Annotated in this window: 21 protein-coding genes; 5 read left to right on the top strand and 16 right to left on the bottom strand. The window is 73.3% G+C overall.

Annotated features, from left to right (window positions below):
* Positions 1–433: 433 nt before the first annotated feature.
* Positions 434–1,768 (bottom strand): DUF5685 family protein, encoded by a 1,335-nt coding sequence (locus V7E46_RS20250; RefSeq protein WP_333769715.1) that lies wholly within the window; start codon positions 1,766–1,768, stop codon positions 434–436.
* A 370-nt stretch (positions 1,769–2,138) separates the two neighbouring features.
* Between V7E46_RS20250 and V7E46_RS20245 the strand changes: the two genes are divergently transcribed.
* On the top strand, positions 2,139–2,582 hold the full coding sequence (locus V7E46_RS20245; protein ID WP_329180246.1) for a cell division protein SepF: 444 nt from the start codon (positions 2,139–2,141) through the stop codon (positions 2,580–2,582).
* Positions 2,583–2,699: 117 nt separating this feature from the next.
* On the opposite strand, the gene V7E46_RS20240 is transcribed toward V7E46_RS20245, so the two are convergent.
* Both V7E46_RS20240 and V7E46_RS20235 read right to left on the bottom strand, forming a co-directional pair.
* Positions 2,700–3,908 carry an acyl-CoA dehydrogenase family protein gene (locus tag V7E46_RS20240; RefSeq protein WP_333769714.1) on the bottom strand — a complete coding sequence of 403 codons (1,209 nt, stop codon included), beginning with the start codon at positions 3,906–3,908 and terminating at the stop codon, positions 2,700–2,702.
* A gap of 64 nt (positions 3,909–3,972) precedes the next feature.
* Positions 3,973–5,556 (bottom strand): MFS transporter, encoded by a 1,584-nt coding sequence (locus tag V7E46_RS20235; RefSeq protein ID WP_333769713.1) that lies wholly within the window; start codon positions 5,554–5,556, stop codon positions 3,973–3,975.
* Positions 5,557–5,871: 315 nt separating this feature from the next.
* On the opposite strand from V7E46_RS20235, the gene V7E46_RS20230 reads away from it, so the two are divergent.
* The gene (locus V7E46_RS20230) at positions 5,872–6,927 is read left to right on the top strand and encodes a phosphatase PAP2 family protein (protein WP_443054263.1); all 1,056 of its coding nucleotides are present in this window, start codon (positions 5,872–5,874) and stop codon (positions 6,925–6,927) included.
* A gap of 105 nt (positions 6,928–7,032) precedes the next feature.
* Here the strand turns inward: V7E46_RS20230 and V7E46_RS20225 are convergent, their stop codons facing one another.
* Together V7E46_RS20225 and V7E46_RS20220 are read right to left on the bottom strand one after the other, a co-directional pair.
* Positions 7,033–7,302, bottom strand: a complete 270-nt coding sequence (locus V7E46_RS20225) for an I78 family peptidase inhibitor (RefSeq protein ID WP_333769711.1) — start codon at positions 7,300–7,302, stop codon at positions 7,033–7,035.
* A 378-nt stretch (positions 7,303–7,680) separates the two neighbouring features.
* A complete protein-coding gene (locus V7E46_RS20220; protein ID WP_333769710.1) occupies positions 7,681–8,301 on the bottom strand; it encodes a LysM peptidoglycan-binding domain-containing protein in 621 nt (206 codons plus the stop codon).
* 202 nt (positions 8,302–8,503) lie between these two features.
* Here V7E46_RS20220 and V7E46_RS20215 point away from each other — a divergent pair, with 202 nt between their 5' ends.
* Both V7E46_RS20215 and V7E46_RS20210 read left to right on the top strand, forming a co-directional pair.
* Complete coding sequence (locus tag V7E46_RS20215) at positions 8,504–9,325, top strand: hypothetical protein (RefSeq protein ID WP_333769709.1); 822 nt, start codon at positions 8,504–8,506, stop codon at positions 9,323–9,325.
* A 455-nt stretch (positions 9,326–9,780) separates the two neighbouring features.
* A complete protein-coding gene (locus V7E46_RS20210) occupies positions 9,781–10,104 on the top strand; it encodes a hypothetical protein (protein WP_329180233.1) in 324 nt (107 codons plus the stop codon).
* A gap of 24 nt (positions 10,105–10,128) precedes the next feature.
* Here V7E46_RS20210 and der read toward each other — a convergent pair whose 3' ends face one another.
* From der to V7E46_RS20190, 4 genes are all read right to left on the bottom strand, one after another.
* Positions 10,129–11,586: a ribosome biogenesis GTPase Der gene (gene der / locus V7E46_RS20205; RefSeq protein ID WP_329180231.1), complete on the bottom strand. Its 1,458-nt coding sequence runs from the start codon at positions 11,584–11,586 to the stop codon at positions 10,129–10,131.
* 74 nt (positions 11,587–11,660) lie between these two features.
* Positions 11,661–12,245 carry a lysophospholipid acyltransferase family protein gene (locus tag V7E46_RS20200; protein WP_333769718.1) on the bottom strand — a complete coding sequence of 195 codons (585 nt, stop codon included), beginning with the start codon at positions 12,243–12,245 and terminating at the stop codon, positions 11,661–11,663.
* An 80-nt stretch (positions 12,246–12,325) separates the two neighbouring features.
* Positions 12,326–13,006 carry a (d)CMP kinase gene (cmk, locus tag V7E46_RS20195; protein ID WP_329180230.1) on the bottom strand — a complete coding sequence of 227 codons (681 nt, stop codon included), beginning with the start codon at positions 13,004–13,006 and terminating at the stop codon, positions 12,326–12,328.
* A 143-nt stretch (positions 13,007–13,149) separates the two neighbouring features.
* Positions 13,150–14,235, bottom strand: coding sequence for a prephenate dehydrogenase (locus V7E46_RS20190; protein WP_333769708.1), 1,086 nt, complete (start codon positions 14,233–14,235; stop codon positions 13,150–13,152).
* Positions 14,236–14,468: 233 nt separating this feature from the next.
* Between V7E46_RS20190 and V7E46_RS20185 the strand changes: the two genes are divergently transcribed.
* A complete protein-coding gene (locus V7E46_RS20185; RefSeq protein ID WP_333769707.1) occupies positions 14,469–15,245 on the top strand; it encodes a nucleotidyltransferase domain-containing protein in 777 nt (258 codons plus the stop codon).
* Position 15,246: 1 nt separating this feature from the next.
* Here V7E46_RS20185 and V7E46_RS20180 read toward each other — a convergent pair whose 3' ends face one another.
* The 7 genes from V7E46_RS20180 to V7E46_RS20150 all read right to left on the bottom strand — a co-directional run.
* Positions 15,247–16,398 (bottom strand): pseudouridine synthase, encoded by a 1,152-nt coding sequence (locus V7E46_RS20180; RefSeq protein WP_333769706.1) that lies wholly within the window; start codon positions 16,396–16,398, stop codon positions 15,247–15,249.
* The gene (scpB, locus tag V7E46_RS20175) at positions 16,398–17,090 is read right to left on the bottom strand and encodes an SMC-Scp complex subunit ScpB (protein ID WP_333769705.1); all 693 of its coding nucleotides are present in this window, start codon (positions 17,088–17,090) and stop codon (positions 16,398–16,400) included. Before scpB ends, V7E46_RS20180 begins: the two co-directional genes overlap by 1 nt.
* The gene (locus V7E46_RS20170) at positions 17,087–18,250 is read right to left on the bottom strand and encodes a segregation and condensation protein A (protein ID WP_333769704.1); all 1,164 of its coding nucleotides are present in this window, start codon (positions 18,248–18,250) and stop codon (positions 17,087–17,089) included. Before V7E46_RS20170 ends, scpB begins: the two co-directional genes overlap by 4 nt.
* A gap of 65 nt (positions 18,251–18,315) precedes the next feature.
* A complete protein-coding gene (locus V7E46_RS20165) occupies positions 18,316–19,020 on the bottom strand; it encodes a hypothetical protein (protein ID WP_333769703.1) in 705 nt (234 codons plus the stop codon).
* Complete coding sequence (locus tag V7E46_RS20160) at positions 19,005–20,054, bottom strand: ParA family protein (protein WP_329180216.1); 1,050 nt, start codon at positions 20,052–20,054, stop codon at positions 19,005–19,007. The genes V7E46_RS20165 and V7E46_RS20160 overlap by 16 nt, the downstream gene beginning before the upstream one ends.
* A 287-nt stretch (positions 20,055–20,341) precedes the next feature.
* Positions 20,342–21,457 (bottom strand): alanine dehydrogenase, encoded by a 1,116-nt coding sequence (gene ald / locus V7E46_RS20155; RefSeq protein WP_333769717.1) that lies wholly within the window; start codon positions 21,455–21,457, stop codon positions 20,342–20,344.
* A 251-nt stretch (positions 21,458–21,708) separates the two neighbouring features.
* Positions 21,709–23,718 (bottom strand): hypothetical protein (locus V7E46_RS20150; RefSeq protein ID WP_443054262.1); only part of this gene is annotated, 2,010 nt, incomplete at its 5' end.

Below are 23,718 nucleotides of genomic sequence, written 5' to 3'. Positions count from 1 at the left end.
GGGGGGAAAGGGGGGCGGAGGGATGCGAGTGGGCAGACATGCGAAGGCTCCGTCGACACGCGGAAGAGGCACGGGTGGTGCCTTCACACAGCCGCCGCGTCCCTCAACGCGGCTGACCCACCAGGGGCTTCTCCGAAGGCTAAGCCGCCGCTGTCGCCCGCTGTCAAGCGTGTCCAGCCTGTGGACAGCGTGTCTCGCCGCGTTGACGGATCGCGGCGACGGCTGCTGCACTGTGCGTATGCGAAGCTGCCGGCTCGTCACCCGCGACCACATCGACTTCGGTCGGGTGTGGTCGGCGTCGTGTTGCGGCCGCTGACCCGCCTCGACGGATCGTCCGGCCTTCACACACGCATGCTTCGCACATCCCCGCCCCTCCCTCGGGCTCCCCGCACGGTGTGACATCCCCGTAGCGCCCTCGGCTCGAACAGCCGGTTCAGCAGTCGCACCCGCAGTCGCAGCAATCGCAACCGTCGCATCCATCACAGCAACTGCAGCAGTCGCAGCAATCACCGCAGTCGTCGCAACTGCTGCACCACGGCTCCCTGCGCTGCCCGCGCCACGGGTCCTCGTGCTCGGCGCAGCACAACTGGCAGGTGCAGCACAGGCCGGTGTAAACCAGGCAGCCGGCGAGCAGTCCGCGGCGGCGCCGCGGCGGCTCGGGCGGCGGGAAGCCGCCGGGGAAACCGGGACCACCGGGAGCGTACGGGCTCTGCCCGGGAGCGCCGGGAGCGTACGGATTCCCGCCGAAGGGATTGCCGCTGCCCCGGACCGCCAGGTCCGCCACCGGCGCGCCCGCCGCCGATATGCCCGCCGCGGGCGTGCCGTCCGCCACCGGTATGCCCGGCAGCGCTGTGCCGTCCGCCCCGGGCGTGCCCGCCGGTGCCTGCGGCCCATGCGAGCAGGTGCCGACGCCGAAGGCCCGGTCCACCGAGCGGCCCAGCTCGTGCACCAGCAGCACATGGGCCAGCCGCCCCGCCGCCGAGCCCGCGATGTCGGTGTCGCGCAGGGCGAGCCGTACACCGTGCAGGGCGTCGTCGCACAGCCGGCGGGCCTCGGCGAGGTCGGTGCCGGTCGCGGTGAGCGGGTTCCAGGCGCCCGAGCGGGTGTCGGCGGCCAGGTCCTCGACCGCGTCCAGCAGATGGGCGAGCCGGCCGAACAGCCGTCCCGCCTCCTCCAGCGGCGCCTTGTTGGCGGGCCGCCCGGCGAGGACCGCGGTGTGCCCGAAGGCCGCGGCGGTGGCGGTCTCGGCCGGCTCCGTGACGGTCAGCAGCGGGGTGCCGGGCCCGGTGGCCGCCTCGATCGCGGCCTGCCGGCCGGCCGCGTCGGCCAGCACCGCGGTGTCGAAGCCGAGGCCTTCGCCTGTCGCGGCGCCCGCCCGGTCCCAGCGGCGGGCCACACCGCGGGCCGCGGCGGCGACCGGCCGGCGCCCGTAGGGGCCGTCCCGGTCCTCGACGTGGTCGCGCATCTTCGCCGACGCCAGCACCAGCGACACCGCCGCGGCCAGCCGCGCGCCCGCGCCGGTGGCGACCGGCGCGGTCCGCATGCCGCGCAGCGGGCAGGGTCCCGCGGTCCTGCGCAGATCCGCGCCCGCGGCCGTCTGCGCCTCGACGAGGACCGAGATGATCAGGCCGTCGTAATTCGTCGCGATTCTCGCGGCCTGCCCGTGCCCGTCCCGCAGCGCCAGGCACAGCCCGCACAGATGCGCGAGCCAGGATGCGGCCATTCCCTCCGACATTCGATGGCGGCACGGCCTGATGATGCCGAACATGCATTCCCCCCGGTGACCCGTGTGCCCCGCAATTCCCGCGGGTCACACCGAAACTCGATCCTGCGACAGCCGGTCACGTTATCGCCTGTCGGATCATCGTCCGGGAATGCATGATAGATACCTGCACGACCGGGGCAGACGGCCTGCGCAGGGCCGTACGGCCCTGTTCGTCACCCGGACGTGAAATGCGTTCCCATCGGATCGTCACCTTCCCTACACCTCCGGCGGCCTGACGGTACGCCACTATCGTGTGTGCCAGTACCGTCACAACTCGGCTGAGTGGCGGCTATCCGCTTGGCGCATCATCCGCATCATGGACGACGATAGGACTTGCGGACGGTACTGACCGCGTGTGAGAGAGGAGGCGTCCATGGGATCGGTTCGACGGGCGAGTGCCTGGCTGGGCCTCGTCGACGACAATGGTGGCGAGGGTTACTACGACGAGGAGTACGCCGACTACGGCGAGGGCTCCCAGCGTGCCGACACGTGGGTGACCGATCCGCGGGTGCGGGTCGCCAGCGAATCCGCGCACGAGCAGGGCCGGCGGATCGCCACGGTCACCCCGGACGGTTTCCGGGACGCACGCGGCATCGGCGAACTCTTCCGCGAGGGCGTGCCGGTGATCGTCAACCTCACCGGTATGGAATCGGCCGACGCCAAGCGCGTGGTCGACTTCGCCGCCGGCCTCACCTTCGGTCTGCGCGGTTCCATCGAGCGGGTCGCCACCCGGGTCTTCCTGCTGACCCCCGCCGACTACTCCGTGCTCAACGCCGACGACCGCCGCGGCGGCGACGGCTTCTTCAACCAGAACTGAGCAGGGCTCTCACCGGACCGCGTGCCGCGTCCGGTGGGAGTCCTGCCGTGCGTCCGCACCAGGGCGCGCGGACCTTCGCCCCGTCCGCCCCCGTAGACCGTGTCCGCCTGCCCGCCCTCAGCCGCGGAAGGCGTCGAGTCCGGTGAGGGCCTTGCCCAGCACGAGCTGGTGCATCTCGACGGTGCCCTCGTAGGTGAGCACCGATTCGAGGTTGGTGGCGTGCCGCATGACGGGGTATTCGAGCGAGATGCCGTTGGCGCCCAGCACGGTGCGGGCGGTGCGGCAGATCTCGATGGCCTCGCGGACGTTGTTGAGCTTGCCGAAGCTGATCTGCTCGGGGCGCAGCCGCCCGGCGTCCATCCGGCGGCCGAGGTGGTGGGCCAGCAGGATGCCCTTGTGCAGCTCGACGGCCATGTCGGCCAGCTTGGCCTGGGTGAGCTGGAATCCGCCGATCGCCCGGCCGAACTGCTCGCGGCTGCGGGCGTAGTCGAGCGCCGCCTCGAAGCTGGCGCGCGCCGCGCCCATCGCACCCCACACGATGCCGTAGCGGGCGTGGCTCAGACAGCTCAGCGGGCCGCGCAGCCCGGTCACGCCCGGCAGCACCGCGTCGGCGGGCAGGCGTACGCCGTCGAGGACCAGTTCGCTGGTCACCGAGGCGCGCAGGCTCCACTTGTGGTGGATCTCGGGGGCGCTGAAGCCGGGGGTGTCGGCGGGGACCGCGAAGCCGCGGATGCCGTCGTCGGTCTGCGCCCACACCACGGCGACGCCGGCCACCGACCCGTTGGTGATCCACATCTTGCGGCCGTCGAGCACCCAGTCGGAGCCGTCCCTGCGGGCGCGGGTGCGCATCCCGGCGGGGTCGGAGCCGTGGTCGGGTTCGGTGAGCCCGAAGCAGCCGATGACCTCGCCCGCCGCCATCGGCGGCAGCCACCGCTGCTTGTGCTCCTCGGAGCCGAAGCGGTGGATGGCGTACATCGCGAGCGAGCCCTGCACCGACACCAGCGAGCGGATGCCGGAGTCGGCGGCCTCCAGTTCGAGGCAGGCCAGGCCGTACTGCACGGCGCTGGCGCCCGCGCAGCCGTAGCCGGTCAGCGGCATGCCGAGCGCCCCGATCGCGCCCAGCTCACGGGCGAGTTCGCGGATGACGGGCAGCTCGCCGCGCTCGTACCAGCCGGCCACGTGCGGCAGCACCCGGTCGGCGGCCCACGCGCGTACGGTGTCGCGGACCGCGCGGTCCTCGTCGCTCAGCAGGTCGTCGAGGCCCAGCGGGTCGTACGGGTCGAACGGCGGCAGGCCGGATCGGGACGATTTCGCTGCGGGCGGCATGGCAGGGACCTCCGGCCGGAAAAACTAGCAGTGGTAACGACGGATTCCGGGCCGACGTTACGGTTCAGTCCGGCGCGCGTCCAGAGCGTGAGGCCGTCGGCGCCGCCTCGCGTGCCGGGAGCTGTGCGTCCCTTGCGGTTGCGGGGCGGGTGTCGCAGGGGACGCACTCCATCGTGCGCGGCAGCCGCAGCGCAGCGCAGGCGCCGGCGACCAGCAGCACCGCGCTGACCAGCAGCGTCAGATGCAGACCGAAGACGAAGGAGTGCCGGGCGGCGTGTCGCAGCGCGGCCCCGCTGCCACCGCCGATCCGGTCGGCGACATCGTAGGCCTCGCCCAGCGACTGCCCGGCCGCGGCGCTGTCGGCGGCGCCGACACCCGGGGCGTGCGGGGCGTAGGCGGCGTTCATCACACTGCCGAGCAGCGCGATGCCCATCCCGGCGCCGAGCTGGTACGCCGTCTCGCCGATCGCCGCCGCGCCGCCTGCCTGGTGGGCGGGGGCCTCGCTGAGCATCGACTCGTAGGCGCCGAAGAGCGTGGTCTCCAGGCCCGCGCCGAGCATCACGAAGGCGGCGGTCAGCAGCGGCGGCCGGTCGTGCTGGCCCATCAAGGTCAGCGACAGCACGGCGAGCGCGGTGAGCAGGAAGCCGCCCGCCACCATCAGCCGCGGCCCGAAGCGCTGGAGCAGCCGGGAGCCGGCCAGCCCGGCGGCCATCGCGGCGAAGGTCAGCGGCAGCAGCCGCAGACCGGTGTCGAAGGGGCTCAGGCCGAGCACCAGTTGCAGATACTGCACGGCGATCAGTTCCAGGCCCACCAGCGCGAGCATCGCCAGCACGATGCAGCCGACCGAGGTGGTGAAGGCCGGCTGGGTGAACATCCGCACATCGATCAGCGGGTGCTTGCGGCGGCGCTGGCGGCGCACGAACAGCACCAGCAGGGCGGCGCCGCCGAGCAGCGGCAGCCAGACCGAGGTGTCCAGCGGCGCGGCCCCGCCGCCGAGCCGTTTGACGCCGAAGACGGCGCCCAGCACGCCGAGCGCGGCGGTGACCGCGCCGAGTACGTCCCACGGCCCGTCGCTGCTGCCGCGCGACTCGGGCAGCAGCAGCCGGCCCACCGGCAGCATCACCGCCATCAGGGGGATGTTGACCAGGAAGACCGAGCCCCACCACAAGTGCTCGACCAGGAACCCGCCGAGCACGGGGCCGACCGCCGCGCCCACCGCGGCGACCGCGCTCCACATCCCGATCGCCAGCGCGCGTTCGCGCCGGTCGGGGAAGACCTGGCGCAGTATCGACAGGGTGGCGGGCATGATCATGGCGCCGCCGGCGCCGAGCAGCGCGCGGGCGGCGATCAGTACGTGCGGGCTGGGTGCGAAGGCGGCGAGCGCGGAGGCGACCCCGAAGAGGGCGTAGCCGGTCAGCAGCACCTTGCGGCGGCCGATCCGGTCCCCGAGCGTCCCGAACAGGATCAGCAGCGCGGCGGCCGTCAGCGGATACGCGTCGACGATCCACAGCAGGTCCTGCGCGCCGGGGTGCAGGTCCTCGGTGAGCGCGGGCACCGCGACATGCAGCACGGTCGCGTCCAGCGCGACGATCAGCAGGCTGACGCAGAGCACCACCAGGATGGTCCAACGGCCGGCCTGCCGTGCCATGGGATCCACCTCCGGGTACGAGTGAGCCGCCAGCGTACGCGAGACCCGGCGCTGCTCAGGGCGGCCGAGCCGCCCGTCCGGACGCCGTGTCCCGGCCAGCGGACAGGAAACTCCGGAGAAAGGGTGGGGAAATAAGCGATAAATAAGAAGACGGCCGTGTGAGTATCAACACCCGAACATAAACTCCAGACCTTCCCGCATTCTACCGAAACCCCGTCAGCCAATGGGGTGGCGGGTCCCGCTCCACATCACATCGTCATTACAAAGCAGGCTGTACGGCCGACCTATGCCGTCACACGCTGTAACGTCGATTGAGTGCGTACCGATGACAGGCTCCACCGCGCTGCGGAGCGGCCGGCGAACCGCGCCCTGCCGCGGATGAGTCGAACACGCGTATGGCTGTTCGGTGCGACGCTGGCGGTCTACGTGGCCATCGTCGTGGGCGTCCTCACCACCTCCAAACTGGTGACGCTCGACTGGCAGGTCATGCTCTGGCGTCCCTACAAGCAATGGCCGCAAATCCACGCATTTCTGGACTATTTCGTGGTTCTCGGTCAGCGCGGCCCCACCGCCGTGATGGTGCTCGCCTGGCTCGGCTGGCGGGCGTGGCGCCATCGCACCCTGCATCCGCTGCTGGTGCTGGGCACCTCCCTCCTCCTTCTGAACATCACCGTGGGGGCCGTGAAATACGGCCTCGGACGGCTCGGGCCGCACTACGCGACGAGCGTCGGATCGGCCGAGATGTTCGCCGGCGGCGACATATTTCCGTCGGGTCACACCGCCAACGCGGTTGTGACCTGGGGTGTTCTGGCCTATCTGGCCACCACCCCGCGGGCCAGGCGCTGGGGTTCGGTGGGCAGCGCGCTGCTGGCGCTCGGCGTCGGCGCGACGACGGTCTACCTCGGCACGCACTGGGTGAGCGACGTCCTGCTCGGCTGGGCCGCCGGGCTGCTGATCCTGCTGGCGCTGCCGTGGTTCGAACCGGCGATGGCGTGGGCCGAGGACTCCCTGACGTCCGCGTGGTCGCGGCGCCGCGGCCACGCGCGCAGCCTGGCGCGGCAGACACTGCCGGCCGGCGCGCTCGCCCGGCAGGACGGTGACGCCGCGGACAGTGCGCCGGCCGACCGCCGGCCGGTCCCGCCGCACCCGGCTCATCCCGTCACCGCGGGCAATACGGCCGGGACCGCGGGTCCCGCCACCGCGGTGACCGTGCCGGGCACCAACAGCCCGCACGCGCCGAGCCGGCCGCCGACCGGCCGCCACGAGCGCACCCCGACCACCCCGGCGGGCAGCCGCCGTCCACCGGTGGAACGCCCGCGCCCGGCCCCGCCGCTGGTCCACCAGCCGGCCCGCGGGCGCGGCGTCGGCTGATCCACGACCGGACTCAGGGCCGGGTGTCGTCCCGCGGGCCACGACTCGCGGGACGACACCCGGCCCTTCTGCGTACGCGGGCCGGGCTCGGGCCCGGGGGTGTGATCAGCCCAGCCAGCAGCGGCCCACCCGGCCGTCGGCGATGGTGAAATTCAGCCGGCCCGCCATGTACTCCATCGTCACCACCGCGTCCGGCGGCAGGCTGCGCACGGTCTGCCAGCCGTGGTCGTACGCCCGGCGCTCGGCCTCCTGCTGCGGGAGACCGGTGTACGCGTCGAGGTCGTCCTGCGGGTTGGGAGCGGGGAAAGGCAACTGCGGGTCGCCGGGCCGCGGGTCGTCCGGGCCCTGCTGGTCGGGGTGCTGTGAAGGCGCCATGCCTGCCACCGTAGGCCGCCGGGAGGGCATACGCCCATGGTCTCCGGGGGCGTGTCACGGATCGTGCTTTTCTCCGCACCACGTCACAGGTGAATACCCTCGGGCCAATGAATTTCCTGTGCGCACAACTTGCACACAACTCCCCGGTAATGCCCGCCGCCACCGGTGGCCGGTATACCCGGTGCATTGCGAATCCGCCGGACCGTCAGCTGCCGCCCGCTCCGGCGCGGACCTTTCCGGCCGCCGCCCCGCGGGCCGCCCGCGGCGCGGCGTACCCGGCCGGCACCGGGCCTGCGGCGCGGCTCGTACGGGTCCGCGCCGCGGCCCTGACGGGGGGGACGTACGCTCCGCGCGGCCGGTTGAAGGGCGCCGAAAGGGTCAGTTGACGGTGAGGACCAGGCCGGCGGACAGCTCGTCGGGGTCGGCGCCGACCGCCGCCCTGTTCAGCTCGTACAGCTGCGGCCAGCCGCCCGGCACGCCGTAGTCGTCGGCGATGGCGGACAGGGTCTCGCCGGGCTGCACGGTGTGCACGATGTGCGTACGGCCGCTCAGCCCGAGCCGCTTGGCGCACACCGGCCAGGCGCTCCAGCCCTGGACCCGCAGTACGGCCTCGGCGACGGCGATCTGCTGCGCGGGGGTGGCGAGGTCGGCGCGTCCGGCGTACTCCAGGCCGCCGAAGAGCACCCAGGTCGGCTGCCAGAACTGCAGCCCGCCGTAGAAGGTGTTGCCGGTGTTGATGTGCCAGTCGCCGCTGCTCTCGCACATCGCGATGTCGTCCCAGACGGAGCGGAGCCGCTCCACTGTCCCTGCCGTCGCCCCTGCGGGCCGCTCCGCGGGAGTGGCGGGCGCCGCGTGGGCGGGCGCCGGGCTCGCGGGTGGCGTCTGTGCTGCCTCAGCGGTCTGGGCCAGCAGCGGCAGCAGGGCCGCGGTACCGAGACCGGTGAGGACGGCGGTGCGATGCCGTCGCGGACTATGACGATAAAACGATTTCTCGCTCATCGGCACACGCTAAGCACAGACTCGGCCGCGTTCGGGGACGGCACGCCCGTGCCCGCGCCGCACCGCACCCGTTCGGCCGACCCCTCTCCCCCGGCCCGGGGACGGCGAACCCGCGATGCGGCAAACCGTTACTCCCGGCGCAGACCGGCCGTTGTCACAGTGCGCCGGGACAGGCCCGGCCAAACGGACCAAGGAGACTCCCGTGGCGCCCCTGCTCGACGTGAGCGACGAGGTACGAGCCGAGATCGGCGAGGAGGAGACCCAGCGGCTCCTCGCCGGCGACAACGCCCCGGGCACGTACGACTGCACGTCCTGCCGCACCCCCGGGGACACCGGTCAGGAGCGGACGAGCACCGTGCTCTTCGTCGGCGACGAGACCGCGGTGCTGGCGTTCGCGCACGCCGCCTGCATCCCCTCGCAGGTCGTGCCGGTCTCGGAGGAGCAGTTGCAGGGCGCGGTGCGGAGCATCTCGGGTGACGACGACGAGCTGGTGGCGGCGCCGTTCCCCACCCAGGCGTCGGCCCCCGCGGCTCCCGCCGGGGCCGCCCCGCGGCAGGCGGTGCTCGGCATCACCTGCGGGCTGATCATCGTCGAGGAGGCGCTGCGCCCCGCGCTGGTGATCGAGCCGACCGGGCCGGTCGCCCGGGTCGGCGCGGCCGGTGGCGGCGACGACTTCCTGCCGCTGCTCATCGAGCAGGGCTTCATGCCGCAGCTCGACCTGGAGGTGCCGCCGTCGGCGCTGGCGGGCTGGTCGGTGCTGCTCGCGATGGGCAAGCTGCACGCGGTGCTCCAGCCGGCGTCCGGCGGCGCGCCCGCCGCCGCGTGGTGGCAGGCGCATCAGCCGCTCCAGGTCAGCGACGGGTGGCGGGCGGCTGTGAGCCGCACGAATTCGGTGTACGTCTACGCGGGGCCGGCCGGCGCGATCGGGCGCCAGCCTCGGGAGGACCTCATGCGGGATGCTCTCGCCAAGGCCTGCGCGAGGGGGCAGCTGGTCGGGGCGACCATGCCCCTGGCCGGCACGTAACGCCTTCCCGGGCGCGGGGCTTCTGCGGTGCCTCCGCGTAAAGGGGTGCCCTTCCCCCGGGTGCGGGGGTTCTGGCGGTTCCCCTTCGGTAGGGGTGGCCACCCCAGGGGCGCGGGGAACTGCGCGCGCGACCCGCCACCGGCCGGTGGTCCGGAGCGGACCGAGGAGACCCTTTGGGTCGGTGACGACCCGCGCGCCGGTGGGGGCTGAGCGCGCCGTTCCCCGCGCCCCTGCAGGGCACCCCCTCACCGAAGCGGCACCCCAAGCCCGCGGCAGCGGAAGGGCACCCTCTGCCGAAGGGGAACCCCCAGAACCCCCGCACCCGGGGGATGCGCACCCTCAGGCAGCCCGTGCCAGCGGAAGGGCGCCCCTCTGCCGGAGGGGGCCCGGCATGCGGGGCCGGGTTGGCGGGCACGGGGAGAGAAGTTCAGCCGGGCGGCCCGCAACCTGCGGGAATGCGGGTCGTTGGCAAATACGTGCAGACCTTTGACGCCTCCTCCCGGTCCCCCTTCCAGCGGTACATCCCGCCGATGCGCAGCGCGCAGGACGCGTCCGGGAGCGGTGGCTCGGCCACGCCGATCTACGACGCCCTCTACAGCGAATACCGCCGGCTCTTCCGTACGCTGCCGGGCGACCGCACCGGCGAGGAGTCGCTGCAGTTCAACAGCTTCTCGTCGTGGCAGCCGGACTTCCCGCCCACCTCGGCCGGGCGGCACCGGGGGAACGGCCCGGCGGCGCTGCCGCCGGGCCGCCCGGACAACCGGATGCACGAGCGCTGAGCGGCGCCCGGGCGGCCCGCGGGGCTACTTCTTGCGGCCGCGCTTCTCGCGGACCCGGACCGACACCTGGATCGGGGTCCCGGCGAAGCCGAACTCCTCGCGCAGCCGGCGCTCGATGAAGCGCCGGTAGCCGGCCTCCAGGAAGCCCGAGGCGAAGAGCACGAAGCGCGGCGGCTTGGTGCCCGCCTGGGTCCCGAACAGGATGCGGGGCTGCTTGCCGCCGCGTACCGGGTGCGGGTGGGAGGCGACGATCTCGCCGAGGAAGGCGTTGAGCCGGCCGGTCGGCACCCGGGTCTCCCAGCCCGCGAGCGCGGTCTCGATCGCGGGGACCAGCTTCTCCATGTGCCGCCCGGTGCGGGCCGAGACGTTGACCCGCGGCGCCCACTGCACCTGGACGAGGTCCCGCTCGATCTCGCGCTCCAGGTAGTAGCGGCGCTCCTCGTCCAGCAGGTCCCACTTGTTGTAGGCGATGACGACCGCCCGGCCCGCCTCGACGGCCATCGAGATGATCCGGGTGTCCTGCTCGGCCAGCGTCTCGGCGACGTCGACCAGGATCACCGCGACCTCGGCCTTCTCCAGGGCGGCGGCGGTACGCAGCGAGGCGTAGTAGTCGGCGCCCTCGGTCAGGTGGACCCGGCGGCGGATGCCTGCGGTGTCGATGAACTTCCAGGTGATGCCGCCGAGCTGGATCAGCTCGTCCACCGGGTCGCGGGTGGTGCCGGCGATCTCGTTGACGACCACCCGGTCCTCGCCGGCGATCTTGTTCAGCATGGACGACTTGCCGACGTTGGGCCGGCCGATCAGCGCGATCCGGCGGGGGCCGCCGATCACATCGCCGTACGTCATCGCGGGCGCCTCGGGCAGCACGTCGAGGATGGCGTCCAGCAGGTCGCCGGTGCCGCGGCCGTGCAGCGAGGAGACCGGGAAGGGTTCGCCGAGGCCCAGATTCCACAGCGCGGCGGCGTCCGCCTCGGCCGAGGGGCCGTCGACCTTGTTGGCCGCCAGGACGACCGGCTTGCCGGCCCGGCGCAGCAGCTTGACGACGGCTTCGTCGGTGTCGGTGGCGCCGACCGTGGCGTCGACCACGAAGACCACCGCGTCCGAGGCCTCGATGGCGAACTCGGCCTGCGCCGCGACCGAGGCGTCGATGCCCAGGACGTCCTGCTCCCAGCCGCCGGTGTCGACGATCTTGAAGCGGCGGCCGTTCCAGTTCGCCTCATACGTGACGCGGTCGCGGGTGACGCCCGGCTTGTCCTCGACGACCGCCTCGCGGCGGCCGATGATCCGGTTGACCAGGGTCGACTTGCCGACATTCGGGCGCCCGACGACGGCGAGCACCGGCAGCGGGCCGTGGCCCGCCTCCGCGAGGTCGCCGGCGACCTCTTCGAGGTCGAAGCCCTCCTCGGCGGCGAGCTCCATGAACTCGGCGTATTCGGCGTCGCCGAGCGCGCCGGTCTCGCCGTGCTGGTCGTGCTGGTCCATTGGTCTCTCCGTCGGTCAACAGTGGTGCGCGCGGCACCATGTGGCATCAGCCAGTGTGGTGCAGCGGCGGTGGTTCAGCGGCCGGTGGCTCGCCGGGCCTCGGCCATGTGTGCGGTCAGCCGGTCCTGGATGCGCAAGGTGGCGGCATCCAGTGCGCCGCGGGTGCGCCGCCCGCTCCCGTCGCCGGCCGCGAAGGGCTCGCCGTAGACGATGTCGATCCTGCTGCGCAGCGGCGGCAGCGCGGACACCAGCCGGCCCTGGCGGGCGCTGCCCAGCACCGCGACCGGCACGATGGGCGCGCCCGAGCGCAGCGCGAAGTACGCGAGCCCGGCGCGCAGCTGGGCGAACTCGGCGCCGCCACGGGTGCCCTCGGGGAATATGCCGAGCACACCCCCGTGCGCCAGCACGCCGAGCGCGTGGGCGATCGCGGTGCGGTCGGCGCTCGCCCGGTCGACCTCGATCTGGCCGATCGCCCGCAGGAACGGGTCGAGCGGCCCGACGAAGGCCTCCTTCTTCACCAGGAAGTGCACCGGGCGCGGCGAGGTGCCGATCAGCATCGGTCCGTCGATGTTGTGCGCGTGGTTGCCGGCCAGGATCAGCGGGCCGTGCGCGGGGATGCGCCAGGCGCCGAGGACGCGGGGGCGCCACAGGCCGTTCATCAGGCCGATGCCGATGCCGCGGGCGACGGACGCGCCGCGCGGGCTGGGCAGCGCTGCGGTCTCCTGGTGGTGCTCGGTGGTCACCTGACGGTCGCCCGCTTCTCCTCGACCAGGGCCACGACGCGGTCCACGACCTGGTCGAGGGTCAGCTCCGAGGTGTCGACCTCGATCGCGTCGGCGGCCTTGGCGAGCGGCGAGGTCTTGCGGCCGGAGTCGGCGGCGTCCCGCCTGGTCAGCGCCTCCTGGGTGGCGGCGACGCTCACCGCGCCCTTCAGCTCGGTGCTGCGGCGGGCGGCGCGGACCTCCGCGGAGGCGGTGAGGAAGATCTTGGCTGTCGCGTCGGGCAGGACGGTGGTGCCGATGTCCCGGCCCTCGACCACTATGCCGACGGCCGCGGCGGCGGCAGCGGCACGCTGGAATTCCACCATGCGGGTGCGGACCTCGGGGACGGCGCTGACCGCGCTGACCGCCGCGGTGACCTCCTGGGAGCGGATCGGCACGGTCACGTCCACACCGTCGACGCTGATCTGCGGGTTGCGGGGGTCGGTCCCGGACACGATGGCCGGCTTGCCCGCGGTGTCCGCGACGGCCGCCGGGTCGTTGATGTCGACGCCGTTGGCCAGCATCCACCAGGTGATGGCCCGGTACTGCGCGCCGGTGTCCAGGTAGCTGAGTCCGAGCGTGACGGCGACCGCCTTGGAGGTGCTGGACTTGCCTGTGCCGGAGGGGCCGTCGATGGCGACGATCACCGGGTTGTCCACAGCGGAAGGCCTTCCTCGTGCCGCCCGGCTGGGCGCCGGGCCATCCCGCCTAGATTACCGGCCAATCGGGTGCCCCCGGTCCGCCGGTCCGCCCGCGGCCGTCCGTCCCGGCGCGGACACGGCGGTCGGGCCGGTGACACCGGTCACGGCCGCAGCGACCAGGCGCGCTCGCGCAGGGCGGCGGTGAGCACGTTGACCGAGCGCGGCTCGACGAAGAGGTGGACGAGGCCGGCCTGCTGGGCGGTGCTGTGCTCGATGCGGACGTCCTCGATGTTCACCCCGGCGGCGCCTGCGTCGGCGAAGAGCCTGGCCAGCTCGCCCGGCTGGTCGCCGATGAGGACGGCGACGACCTCGTACGCCTTCGGTGCGGCCCCGTGCTTGCCGGGGACCTTGGCGCGTCCGGCCTTGCCGCGGCGCAGTATGTCCTCGATGCCGGCGGCACCCCCGCTGCGCTTGTCGTCGTCGGCGCTCTGCAGCGCCCGCAGCGCCTCGACCGTGCGGTCGAGGTCGGCGGCGAGGTCGGCGAGGACGTCGGCGACCGGGCCGGGGTTCGCGGCGAGGATGTCCATCCACATCGCCGGCTCCGACCCGGCGATCCGGGTCACGTCGAGGATGCCCTGCCCGCACAGCCGTACCGTGCTGTCCTCGGCGTGTTCGAGCCGGGCGGCGACCATGCTGGAGATCAGCTGCGGGGTGTGCGAGACCAGCGCGACGGCCCGGTCGTGGGCGCCGGCGTCCATGACCACGGGGACGGCCCCGCACAGCGCGACGAGTTCCAGCGCGAGGTTGAGCACATCGGTGTCGGTGGCCGGGGTCGGGGTGAGGACCCAGGGCCGGCCCTCGAAGAGGTCGGCGCTGGCGGCCAGCGGCCCCGAGCGCTCGCGGCCCGCCATCGGGTGGGTGCCGATGTAGCCGGACAGGTCGCAGCCGAGCGCTTCGAGGTCCCGGTACGGACCGCCCTTGACGCTGGCCACATCGAGGTAGCCGCGGCCCAGGCCGCGGGTCATCGCGTCGGCGAGCGTGGCCGCGACATGCGCCGGCGGTACGGCGACGATCACCAGGTCGGCGGTGTCGTCCGACGGTGCGGCGCTGCCCGCGCCGAGGGCCGCCGCGGTCCTGGCGGCGGAGTCGTCGTGGTCGCTGAGCCGGACGTCGACACCGCGGGCGGTCAGCGCGAGCGCGGCCGACGTACCGACGAGTCCTGCGCCGATGACGAGTGCGGTTCTCACGTGGCGGTGTCCTTGCGGGGGGGGCGGCGGGGCGCCGAGCGGCTGCGTACGGACTCGGCCTCGCCGACCAGCGTAGCCAGGGCGGGCATACGGCGGGATCCGGGACCGCAGGGCGAGACACCGCCGCCGGGTGGCGGCCCCAGGCGTCCCGTACTCACCGTAAACCCCCTGGTCACCGTCCGAAGCAGCAAATCCCCGGCGGGCGGGCGGACGAGGTGACGATAATCGCCGCCATGCACGAATCTCTGGGGCACGATCTCGTCCGCAAGCACACGGTCTACGCGTGTGTCATGGGCTCGCGGGCGTTCGGTCTCGCCACCGAGAGCAGCGACACCGACCTGCGCGGGGTCTACGTGGCCCCGGCGCCGCTCTTCTGGCGGTTCGACAAACCGCCGACGCATGTCAGCGGGCCGCGCGACGAGGAATTCTCCTGGGAGATCGAGCGCTTCTGCTCGCTCGCGCTGCGCGCCAACCCCAGTCTGCTGGAGTGCCTGCACTCGCCGCTGGTCGAGCATCTCGACGCCACCGGGCGGGAGTTGCTGGACCTCAGGGGAGCGTTCCTGTCCCGCAGGGCCGACGCGAGCTTCCGCGGTTACGCCGCCCAGCAGCTCGGCCGGCTTGAGGCGGACATCCGCAACCACGGCGAGCCGCGCTGGAAGCACGCCATGCACCTGCTGCGGCTGCTGACCAGCTGCCGCGACCTGCTGCGTACCGGCACCCTCAGCATCGACGTCGGCGACCAGCGGGACGCCCTGCTGGAGGTGCGCAGGGGCGAGGTCGGCTGGGAGCGGGTGCGCGGCTGGATGCGGACCCTGCACGACGAGACGGACGCGGCCCTGGCCCGTACCCCGCTGCCCGAGGAGCCGGACCGGGCCCGGGTGGAGGACTTCCTGATACGCGTCCGCCGGGCGTCGGCTCAGGCGGCGGAGGCAAGAGCGGCGGGGACGGAGGCGGCGGCCCCCGCCGGCGGTGCCGCGGGGGCCGGGACCGCCGACCGCTTACCTGGCTGACCTACAGATCGACCTCGTGCATCAGCATGCCGACCTCGGTGTTGGTCAGCCGGCGCAGCCATCCGGACTTCTGGTCGCCCAGCGGGATCGGGCCGAAGCTGGTGCGGACCAGCTTGTCGACCGGGAAGCCTGCCTCGGCGAGCATCCGCCGCACGATGTGCTTGCGGCCCTCGTGCAGGGTGACCTCGACCAGGTAGTTCTTCCCGGTGTTCTGCACGATCCGGAAGTGGTCGGCCCTGGCCCAGCCGTCCTCCAGCTCGATGCCGTTCTTGAGCTGCTTGCCCAGGTCGCGGGGCAGCGGGCCCTGGATCGCGGCGAGGTAGGTCTTCTGCACGCCGTAGCGGGGGTGGGTCAGCCGGTGGGCCAGCTCGCCGTGGTTGGTGAGCAGGATCAGGCCCTCGGTCTCGGTGTCGAGCCGGCCGACGTGGAAGAGCCGGGTCTCCCGGTTGGTCACGTAGTCGCCGAGGCACTGCCGCCCGTCGGGGTCCTCCATGGTGGAGACGACCCCGGCGGGTTTGTTCAGCGCGAAGAACAGATACGACTGGGTGGCCACGGTCAGCCCGTCGACCTTGACCTCGTCGTGGTCGGTGTCGACCCGCAGGCCCTGCTCGGTGACGATCCGCCCGTTGACCTCGACGCGGTGCTGCTCGATCAGCTCCTCGCAGGCCCGCCGGGAGCCCATGCCCGCCCGCGCCAGCACCTTCTGCAGCCGCTCGCCCTCCTGCTCGGCGCCGGGGAAGGTCTTGGGGAGGTTCAGCTTGGGCTTGCTGTGCCGCGCCCGGTTGCGCTCCTCGATCTGCGCTTCCAGCTCGCGCGGCCTGGCCGGGGAGGGCGCCGGGCCGCGGCCGCGGTTCCCGGTCGGCTTGTTGCTGCCGGGCTTGGTGCGCGGCATGCCGCCGGGCTTGTTCGCACCGGACTGGCCGGTGCTGCCGACGTCGTAGCGGCGCTCCTCGGGGCGCGGCTTGCTGGGGCGCTGCGGGGGGCCGTCGGCCCGCCCCGGCGCGTCCCCGCGCCTGGGCGCGTCGCCGCGCCTGCCGGACCCCGCGCCGCGGTCGGAGCCGCCGCCTCTGCGGTCCGCGCCGCCGCTCCCGCGCCGGTCGGAGCCGCCCCTCGGGTTACGGTCGCCGCCGCTGTTCCTGTCGCTGCTTCGCATCAAGTTTCCGTATTCGCAATGGTCGATGTCTCGTCCGGCGCATCCGGATCGAACGACGGCAGCCCCTCCTGGGACTCCGCCTCGACCGCGTCCGCCTCCGGCAGGAACGGGGCGAGCTCGGGCAGCTCGTCAAGGCTGCGCAGGCCCATGCGTTCCAGGAAGTAGTTCGTCGTCCTGTACAGGATCGCACCTGTCTCGGCTTCCGTCCCACCTTCGACCACCAGACCTCGCTGCAGCAGCGTCCGCATGACGCCGTCGCAGTTGACGCCGCGCACCGCGGAGACCCGCGACCGGCTGACCGGCTGGCGGTAGGCGACGACCGCGAGCGTCTCCAGCGCGGCCTGGGTGAGGCGGGCGTGCTGGCCGTCGAGGACGAATTTCTCCACGGCGGGCGCGAAGTCGGGCCGGGTGTAGAAGCGCCAGCCGCCGGCGACAAGCCGCAGGTCGAAGCCCCTGCCCTCGCGGGTGTAGTCGTCGGACAGCTCGCGCAGCGCCTTGCGGACGGTCCTGCGCGGGCGCTCCAGCACCTTCGCGAGCTGTTCCTCGGTGGCCGGTTCGTCGACCACCATCAGTACCGCTTCGAGCGCCGGTTTCAGCGCCAGTCCCGCGACAGCCGCGCTGAGCAGTCCGGTCGGCGGGGCCTTCTGCTCGGGCAGTTCGAGTCCCGCGGTGAGATCCGCCACGTCGGTCATCGTTGCTCTCCGTTCGGGCCCCGGGCGGGCTCGGCCGCGGCCTCCTGGTCGAATTCGTCGGTCACCAGCGGGGCGTCCGGCGGCTGCTCGCCGCCGGTCCAGCGGACCTGGAGGGGGCCGAGCGCCTCCTCCTGGTCCAGTGCGACCGCCTTCTCCCGGTACAGCTCCAGCAGCGCCAGGAAGCGCGCCACCACGGTGAGCGTGTCGGGCGCGTCCGCGGTGAGGTCGCCGAAGCTGGCCGTGCCCCGCTCCCTCAGCAGCGCGATGACCCGTTCGGCCTGCTCGCGCACGCTGACCAGGGGGGCGTGGATGTGGTCCACGTACACCTGGGGCCGCGGCCTGGGCTGCATCGCCTTCACCGCGAGCCGCGCGAACCGCTCGGGGCCGATGCTCAGCACGACCTCGGGCAGCAGTTCCGCGTGCTGCGGTTCCAGGCCCACGGTACGCGGGTGGCGCAGCGCCTCCCGCTCCAGGCGGTCGGCGAAGATCGCTGCGATCCGCTTGTAGGCCCGGTATTGCAGCAGCCGGGCGAAGAGCAGGTCGCGGGCCTCCAGCAGCGCGAGGTCCGCCTCGTCCTCGACCTCGGCGGCGGGCAGCAGCCGGGCCGCCTTGAGGTCGAGCAGGGTGGCGGCGACCACCAGGAACTCGGTGGTCTGGTCGAGGTCCCAGTCGGGCCCCATGGCTTGCAGGTGGGCCATGAACTCATGGGTGACCTTGGACAGCGCGACCTCGGTGACGTCCATCTTGTGCTTGGAGATCAGCTGGAGCAGCAGGTCGAACGGCCCCTCGAAGTTGGCCAGCCGCACGGTGAACCGCTCGTCGGCGGCTTCCTCCCCGGCGGGCACGCCGAGCGCTGCGCCGGCCGGTGCGTCCCGCGGTACGTCCGCCGGTGCCGCACGCGCCGCGTCGTCGGACGGTACGTCCGCGGGGGCCGCGTCCGCCACGGGCTCCGGGGCGGCCTGCGGCTCGGGCGGTGCCCCGGCCGGGGGCTCGGGAGCGGGCGCCGCGACCGGGGATTCGGGAGCGGCCTCGGGAGGGGGCGCCTCGACCGGGGGCCCGGCGGCCTCCGCCGCCGCGTCCGGCGGGTCCGACCAGGCCGAGGCGCCGCGGCCGAGGCGGCGGCGCGGGCGGTCGGAGTCGTCGGTCGTGGTGGTCGGCATCGCGGTCCAGGGTGCGGGGGCGGGAATCGCAGGCTATCTCCCCCCGGGACTGCTTCCGCGGCGGCTCAGCGTCCGCGCAGTCTGCGGACGAGAATGCTTGCGTCGCCGCGCGACTCCAGGTCGGCGAGCACCACCGCCACCGCCTCGCGGACGATCCGGCCGCGGTCGATGGCCAGGCCGTGTTCGCCGCGCAGCACCAGCCGGGCGTGCTCCAGGTCCATCAGCTCCTCGGCGGACACATAGACGGTGATCTTCTCGTCGTGCCGCTCGCGCCCGCTGGGGCGGCGGTTCTGCCGGGGCGCCTTGCGGCGGGCCCCCTGCTGGGGCTGCGCGGCCTGCGGCGGCTGCGCGGTGACCGGCGGCGGCACCGGGTGGTGCGCCGCGGCGGCCGGGGCGTACGGCTGCTGGACCGGTACGTGCGGCGGCCCGGAGGCGGCGCCGTTGACCGTGCCGGTGCCGTTGGCGGCGGCCGCGCCCATCGGCCGGCGGCCCGGTGCGATGTCCCGGCCGCTGTGCTCCGCGGTGGTGCCCTGGTCCTTGCCGCCGCGGTTCTGGTCGTCCCCGGCCATGTCCCGCCCGCCCTCCGCCGCCTCGCCGTCCTGGCCGGTTTCCTGGCCGGGCCGCAGCCGCGTGTCGCCCTGCGGCTCGCGCGGCTCCGCGCCGTTGACGTGCTGCTGCGGCTGCTGCCGGGGCTGCGGGGCCTGGAGCGCCGCACCTCCGGTGGTCCGGAACAGCTCGTCGGCGCCCGGCAGGGTCACTCGGCGTGGCACCGGGCGAGCACCTCCCTGGCGAGTTGGCGATAGGCGGCGGCGCCGACGGAGTTGGAGGCGTAGGTGGTGATCGGCTCGCCGGCCACGGTGGTCTCCGGGAAGCGCACGGTCCGGCCGATCACGGTGTGGAAGACGTGCTCGTCGAAGGCCTCGACCACCCGGGCCAGCACCTCGCGGCTGTGCACGGTCCGCGAGTCGTACATGGTGGCGAGGATGCCGTCGAGTTCGAGTTCGGGGTTGAGCCGCTCGCGGACCTTCTCGATGGTCTCGGTGAGCAGCGCGACCCCGCGCAGCGCGAAGAACTCGCATTCCAGCGGCACGATCACCGAGTGCGCCGCGGTGAGCGCGTTGACGGTGAGCAGGCCCAGCGAGGGCTGGCAGTCGATCACGATGTAGTCGTAGTCGGCCATCAGCGGCTTGAGGGCGCGCTGCAGAGTCGATTCCCTTGCCACCTCGCTGACCAACTGCACTTCCGCGGCCGACAGGTCGATGTTGCTCGGCAGCAGGTCCATCCCCGGCACCGCGGTCTTGAGCAGGACCTCGTCCGCCGCGAGCCCGCGTTCCATCAGCAGGTTGTAGACGGTGATGTCGAGTTCCATCGGGTTGACGCCGAGTCCGACGGACAGCGCGCCCTGCGGATCGAAGTCGACCAGCAGCACCCGGCGGCCGTATTCGGCCAGCGCGGCGCCCAGATTGATGGTCGAGGTGGTCTTGCCGACCCCGCCCTTCTGGTTGCACATCGCGACGATCTTCGCCGGGCCGTGGTCGGTGAGCGGGTTGGGGATCGGGAAGTAGGGCAGCGGCCGGCCGGTGGGGCCGACGCGTTCGCGGCGCTGGCGGGCAGCGTCAGGGGCGAGGGTCGCGGCGTACTCCGGATCCGGCTCGTACTCCGCGTCGGGGTCGTAGAACTGACCGTCCTGCAGATCGTGGTCGTCGTTGTATGGCGCCATGGCGTGAGCGGCTTGCATCTCCGCGGTCGTCGTCTCGGCCCGGCGGGACTCGAAGGTGCGGACCGCGACGGAACCGACGGTCATTCCTGGTTGACCACCCCCGGGAGCAAATGTCGACTCATTCACAAGTCGTCTTACCTCCTTGGTGACCAGGAAACTTCTAGACAGGTCGGCGTGACTACAGCCGACGATTCGCGACTCTATGGCGTGTCGGTGGTTCACAGCAACACAATCCGCCGGACACGGCGCGATGTGTCGGCAACCGAACATCCGGCTGTCAAGGGCGTAAGCAGATGAACGGCCGGGTCCTGTCGCCGCAAGACCCGGCCGGAGGTGCAGTGTTGACACGGCCGTGACACGGCGTGTCGCTATCAGCCCAGCAGTGAGCGCAGTTCGACCGCAGCGAGCCCGTGCGCGTCCGCGACCGGACCGTAAACGACCTGTCCCTCGTGGGTGTTGAGGCCGAGGGCGAGCGCCGGGTCGCGGTGCAGCGCCTCGCGCCAGCCGCGGCCGGCGAGTTCGACGACGTAGGGCAGGGTGGCGTTGGTCAGCGCGTACGTCGAGGTGTTGGGCACCGCGCCCGGCATGTTGGCGACGCAGTAGAAGACCGACTCGTGGACGGTGAAGGTCGGTTCCGCGTGCGTGGTGGGCCGGGAGTCCTCGAAGCAGCCGCCCTGGTCGATGGCGATGTCGACTAGCACAGAGCCGGGCTTCATGCGCGACACCAGCTCGTTGGTGACGAGCTTGGGCGCCTTGGCGCCCGGGATGAGTACCGCGCCGACGACCAGGTCGGCGTCCAGCACGGCCTGTTCGAGCGCGAGGGCGTTGGACGCGATGGTCTGCACCCGGTTGCCGAACACCTTGTCGGCCTCACGGAGCTTGTTGACGTCCTTGTCGAGCAGCGTGACGTGGAAGCCGAGGCCGAGCGCGATGGTGGTGGCGTGCCAGCCGGAGACGCCGGCGCCGATGACCACGGCCCGCCCGGACCGCACGCCCGGCACCCCGCCGGGCAGGACGCCGCGACCGCCGGCCGAGCGCATCAGGTGGTAGGCGCCGACCTGCGGGGCGAGCCGGCCGGCCACCTCGGACATGGGGGCGAGCAGCGGCAGCCGGCGGTCGGCGGTCTCGACCGTCTCGTACGCGATGGCGGTGGTGCCGGACTCCAGCAGCGCGTCGGTGCACGCACGGGAGGCCGCGAGGTGCAGATAGGTGAAGAGGGTCTGGCCCTTGCGCAGCCGGTGGTATTCCTCGGCGACCGGCTCCTTGACCTTGAGCAGCAGGTCGGCGGCGGCCCACACCGCGTCGGCGGTGCCGAGGATGGCCGCACCGGCCGCCACGTACTCCGCGTCGGGGATCGACGAGCCGTGGCCCGCGCCCTCCTCGACGACGACCTGGTGTCCGCCTCGTACGAGTTCGTGCACGCCGGCCGGGGTGATGGCCACGCGGAACTCGTTGTTCTTGACCTCGCGGGGGATGCCCACCTTCACGTCGATCACGGTCCTTGCACTGAGGGATAACCGGCAGGAATGTCCTGACATGCCGCGAATTGGCATGACACATCGGACCTGACCGCGTTGTGCGCGGCGATTGCCCAGTCTAGTGAAGGAAGAGCTGCTGTCCAGCCTTACAAAGTGGCTGGTTCTCACCGGAGCATTGACAGTTTCGTAGGCTGACAACGGATTCCACCCAGCATGGAACGGTCACCGGCGCATTGCCGTGACGTCACGGCCAGGGGAATTCAACCGGTCTGCGCACCCCGGCTGCCCAGGCTTTTCGCGCTCTCCCGCTGCAATCGCGCGCCCTCCGGATCGCCCAGCCGGTCGAGCAGGTCGGCGAACCGCAGCAGCAGCGCCGCCTCCAGCCTGCGGTCCGCCGCCTGCCGTGCCCAGTACAGCGCGTCGCGGCAGCTGCGTACGGCGTCCTCGGGGCGGCCGGCGAACTCCTGGACCCGGGCCGCCTCGGCCAGCGCGCGGGCCTGGGAGGGCAGGTCGCCGAGCCGTTTGCTCAAGCCGGCCGCCGTCCGCCACTCGCGCAGCGCGGGCCCGTACTGGCCGGTGTACGTCAGCAGGGCGCCGATCCTGCCGTGCAGCCTGGCCTGGTCGGCGAGTTCGCCGCCGGCCTGGCGCAGGGAGAGGGCGCGGCCGTACCAGTCGAAGGCCCGCCCGGGGTCGTGCCGCTCCATGTACGTGCCGCCCAGCGCCTCCAGGACCCGGCCCTCGGCCTGCCGGTCGTCGCAGGCGCGGGCCGCGCCCAGGGCCAGCCGGTAGCGGTCCAGCGCGCGGTCGGTGCGGCCCGCGCCCGCGTCCAGGTCGCCGAGGTTGATCAGGGCGGCGGCCTGTTCGCGCAGCAGCCCGCGGCGCTCGGCGACGTCCAGCACCAGGGAGTGCAGCTCGTAGCGCTCGGCGGCCATCGCGTCGCCGCCGGGGAAGGCGGCCAGCGCCCGGACCAGGGCGGCCACCAGGCGGCGGGCGAGGGTGTCCAGCTCGCCGTCGGCCACCGCGGAACGGACGGCGGCCAGCAGCGCGGGCAGCCGGGTCTCCAGCCAGCCGGCCGCCGCGCTGGCGGTGTCGAACCGCAGCAGGGCCGGCATGCCCTCATCGAGCGGCTCGCCGGCCAGCGCCGCCCGGCAGGACAGCAGCAGCCGTACGGTCCGCTCCAGCATCCTCGCCCGGGCCAGCCGCACCTCCTCGGGGCGCTCGGCCCCGGCGAGCAGCGCGGCCAGCATCGGCTCCAGGCACCCCGGCACCCGGTACTGCGGCGCCGCGCCCGCGAGCAGCCCGCCGCGCACGAAGTCGTCCAGCGTCCCGCGCGCCGCGTCCACCGCGCAGCCGGCCAGCGCGGAGGCCCCCTGCGCGTCCACCGCCCCCGCGGGCGCCAGCACGAGCAGCCGGAGCAGCCGGGCAGCGGCGGCGGGCAGCGAGTCGTAGGCGAGCCGGAAGGCCCGCACCAGCTCGCCCGCCGGGGGCGCGGGGCGCGGTTCCGAGGCCCCGGCGGGGGGCGTGAAAGGCGCCGCGGGGATCTCGCGCAGGCGCGTGAAGGCGTCGGCGAACGAGGCGCCGGGGCGGCCGGCGAGCCAGGCGGCGGTCAGCCGCAGCGCGGTGGGGTGGCCGGCGAGTTCCTGGACCAGGGTCTCGGCGCCGCGCGGGTCGCAGCCGACCCGGGTGTCGCCGATCGTCGCGGCCAGCAGCCGTACGGCGGACGGGGTGTCGAGCCCGCCGAGGGTGCAGGGACGCACGTCGGGGACGCCGGACAGCGGACCGCCCGAGGTGGCCACGACCAGGCTGTCCGCGGCCTCGGGCAGCAGCGCGGCCAGTTGCGCGGCCTGCACCACGTCGTCCAGGACCAGCAGCAGCCGCCGCCCGGCCATCGCCTCGCGCAGGTCCGCGGCGCCGCCGCCCAGCGCCCGCAGCAGCCCGCGGGCGACCTGCTCGACCGGTACCGGCGTGCCCTCCGCGCTGGTCAGCCGGACGAAATACCGGCCGTCGGGGTAGCGCGCCACCACGTCGGCGGCGAGCCGCAGCGCCAGCGCGGTCCGCCCGGTGCCCGGCCGCCCGGCCACCAGCAGCACCCGGGCGGCGGTCCGCCCGGCGCCGCCGAGCCCGGCCCTGTCGATGTCGGCCAGCAGTTCGGCCAGCTCCCGCCCCCGCCCGACGAAGTCCGCGGGCGGCGGCGGCAAGACCGTCACCCCGCCGTCGCCCGGCCGGGCCCCGCTCTCCCCAGCCGGTGCGGCGGGGGGCCGGTCGGGGCG

It is taken from the genome of Streptomyces sp. IBSBF 2435, assembly GCF_036815005.1.
Taxonomy (GTDB): domain Bacteria; phylum Actinomycetota; class Actinomycetes; order Streptomycetales; family Streptomycetaceae; genus Actinacidiphila.
This window is presented reverse-complemented; position numbering and strand designations above follow the sequence as displayed.

Excerpts from the sequence above, each read along its gene's own strand:
- V7E46_RS20250 (WP_333769715.1), bottom strand. The coding sequence starts at position 1,768 with ATGTTCGGCATCATCAGGCCGTGCCGCCATCGAATGTCGGAGGGAATG.
- V7E46_RS20245 (WP_329180246.1), top strand. The coding sequence starts at position 2,139 with ATGGGATCGGTTCGACGGGCGAGTGCCTGGCTGGGCCTCGTCGACGAC.
- V7E46_RS20240 (WP_333769714.1), bottom strand. The coding sequence starts at position 3,908 with ATGCCGCCCGCAGCGAAATCGTCCCGATCCGGCCTGCCGCCGTTCGAC.
- V7E46_RS20235 (WP_333769713.1), bottom strand. The coding sequence starts at position 5,556 with ATGGCACGGCAGGCCGGCCGTTGGACCATCCTGGTGGTGCTCTGCGTC.
- V7E46_RS20225 (WP_333769711.1), bottom strand. The coding sequence starts at position 7,302 with ATGGCGCCTTCACAGCACCCCGACCAGCAGGGCCCGGACGACCCGCGG.
- V7E46_RS20220 (WP_333769710.1), bottom strand. The coding sequence starts at position 8,301 with ATGAGCGAGAAATCGTTTTATCGTCATAGTCCGCGACGGCATCGCACC.
- V7E46_RS20210 (WP_329180233.1), top strand. The coding sequence starts at position 9,781 with ATGCGGGTCGTTGGCAAATACGTGCAGACCTTTGACGCCTCCTCCCGG.
- der (WP_329180231.1), bottom strand. The coding sequence starts at position 11,586 with ATGGACCAGCACGACCAGCACGGCGAGACCGGCGCGCTCGGCGACGCC.
- V7E46_RS20200 (WP_333769718.1), bottom strand. The coding sequence starts at position 12,245 with ATGAACGGCCTGTGGCGCCCCCGCGTCCTCGGCGCCTGGCGCATCCCC.
- V7E46_RS20185 (WP_333769707.1), top strand. The coding sequence starts at position 14,469 with ATGCACGAATCTCTGGGGCACGATCTCGTCCGCAAGCACACGGTCTAC.
- V7E46_RS20180 (WP_333769706.1), bottom strand. The coding sequence starts at position 16,398 with ATGCGAAGCAGCGACAGGAACAGCGGCGGCGACCGTAACCCGAGGGGC.
- scpB (WP_333769705.1), bottom strand. The coding sequence starts at position 17,090 with ATGACCGACGTGGCGGATCTCACCGCGGGACTCGAACTGCCCGAGCAG.
- V7E46_RS20170 (WP_333769704.1), bottom strand. The coding sequence starts at position 18,250 with ATGCCGACCACCACGACCGACGACTCCGACCGCCCGCGCCGCCGCCTC.
- V7E46_RS20160 (WP_329180216.1), bottom strand. The coding sequence starts at position 20,054 with ATGACCGTCGGTTCCGTCGCGGTCCGCACCTTCGAGTCCCGCCGGGCC.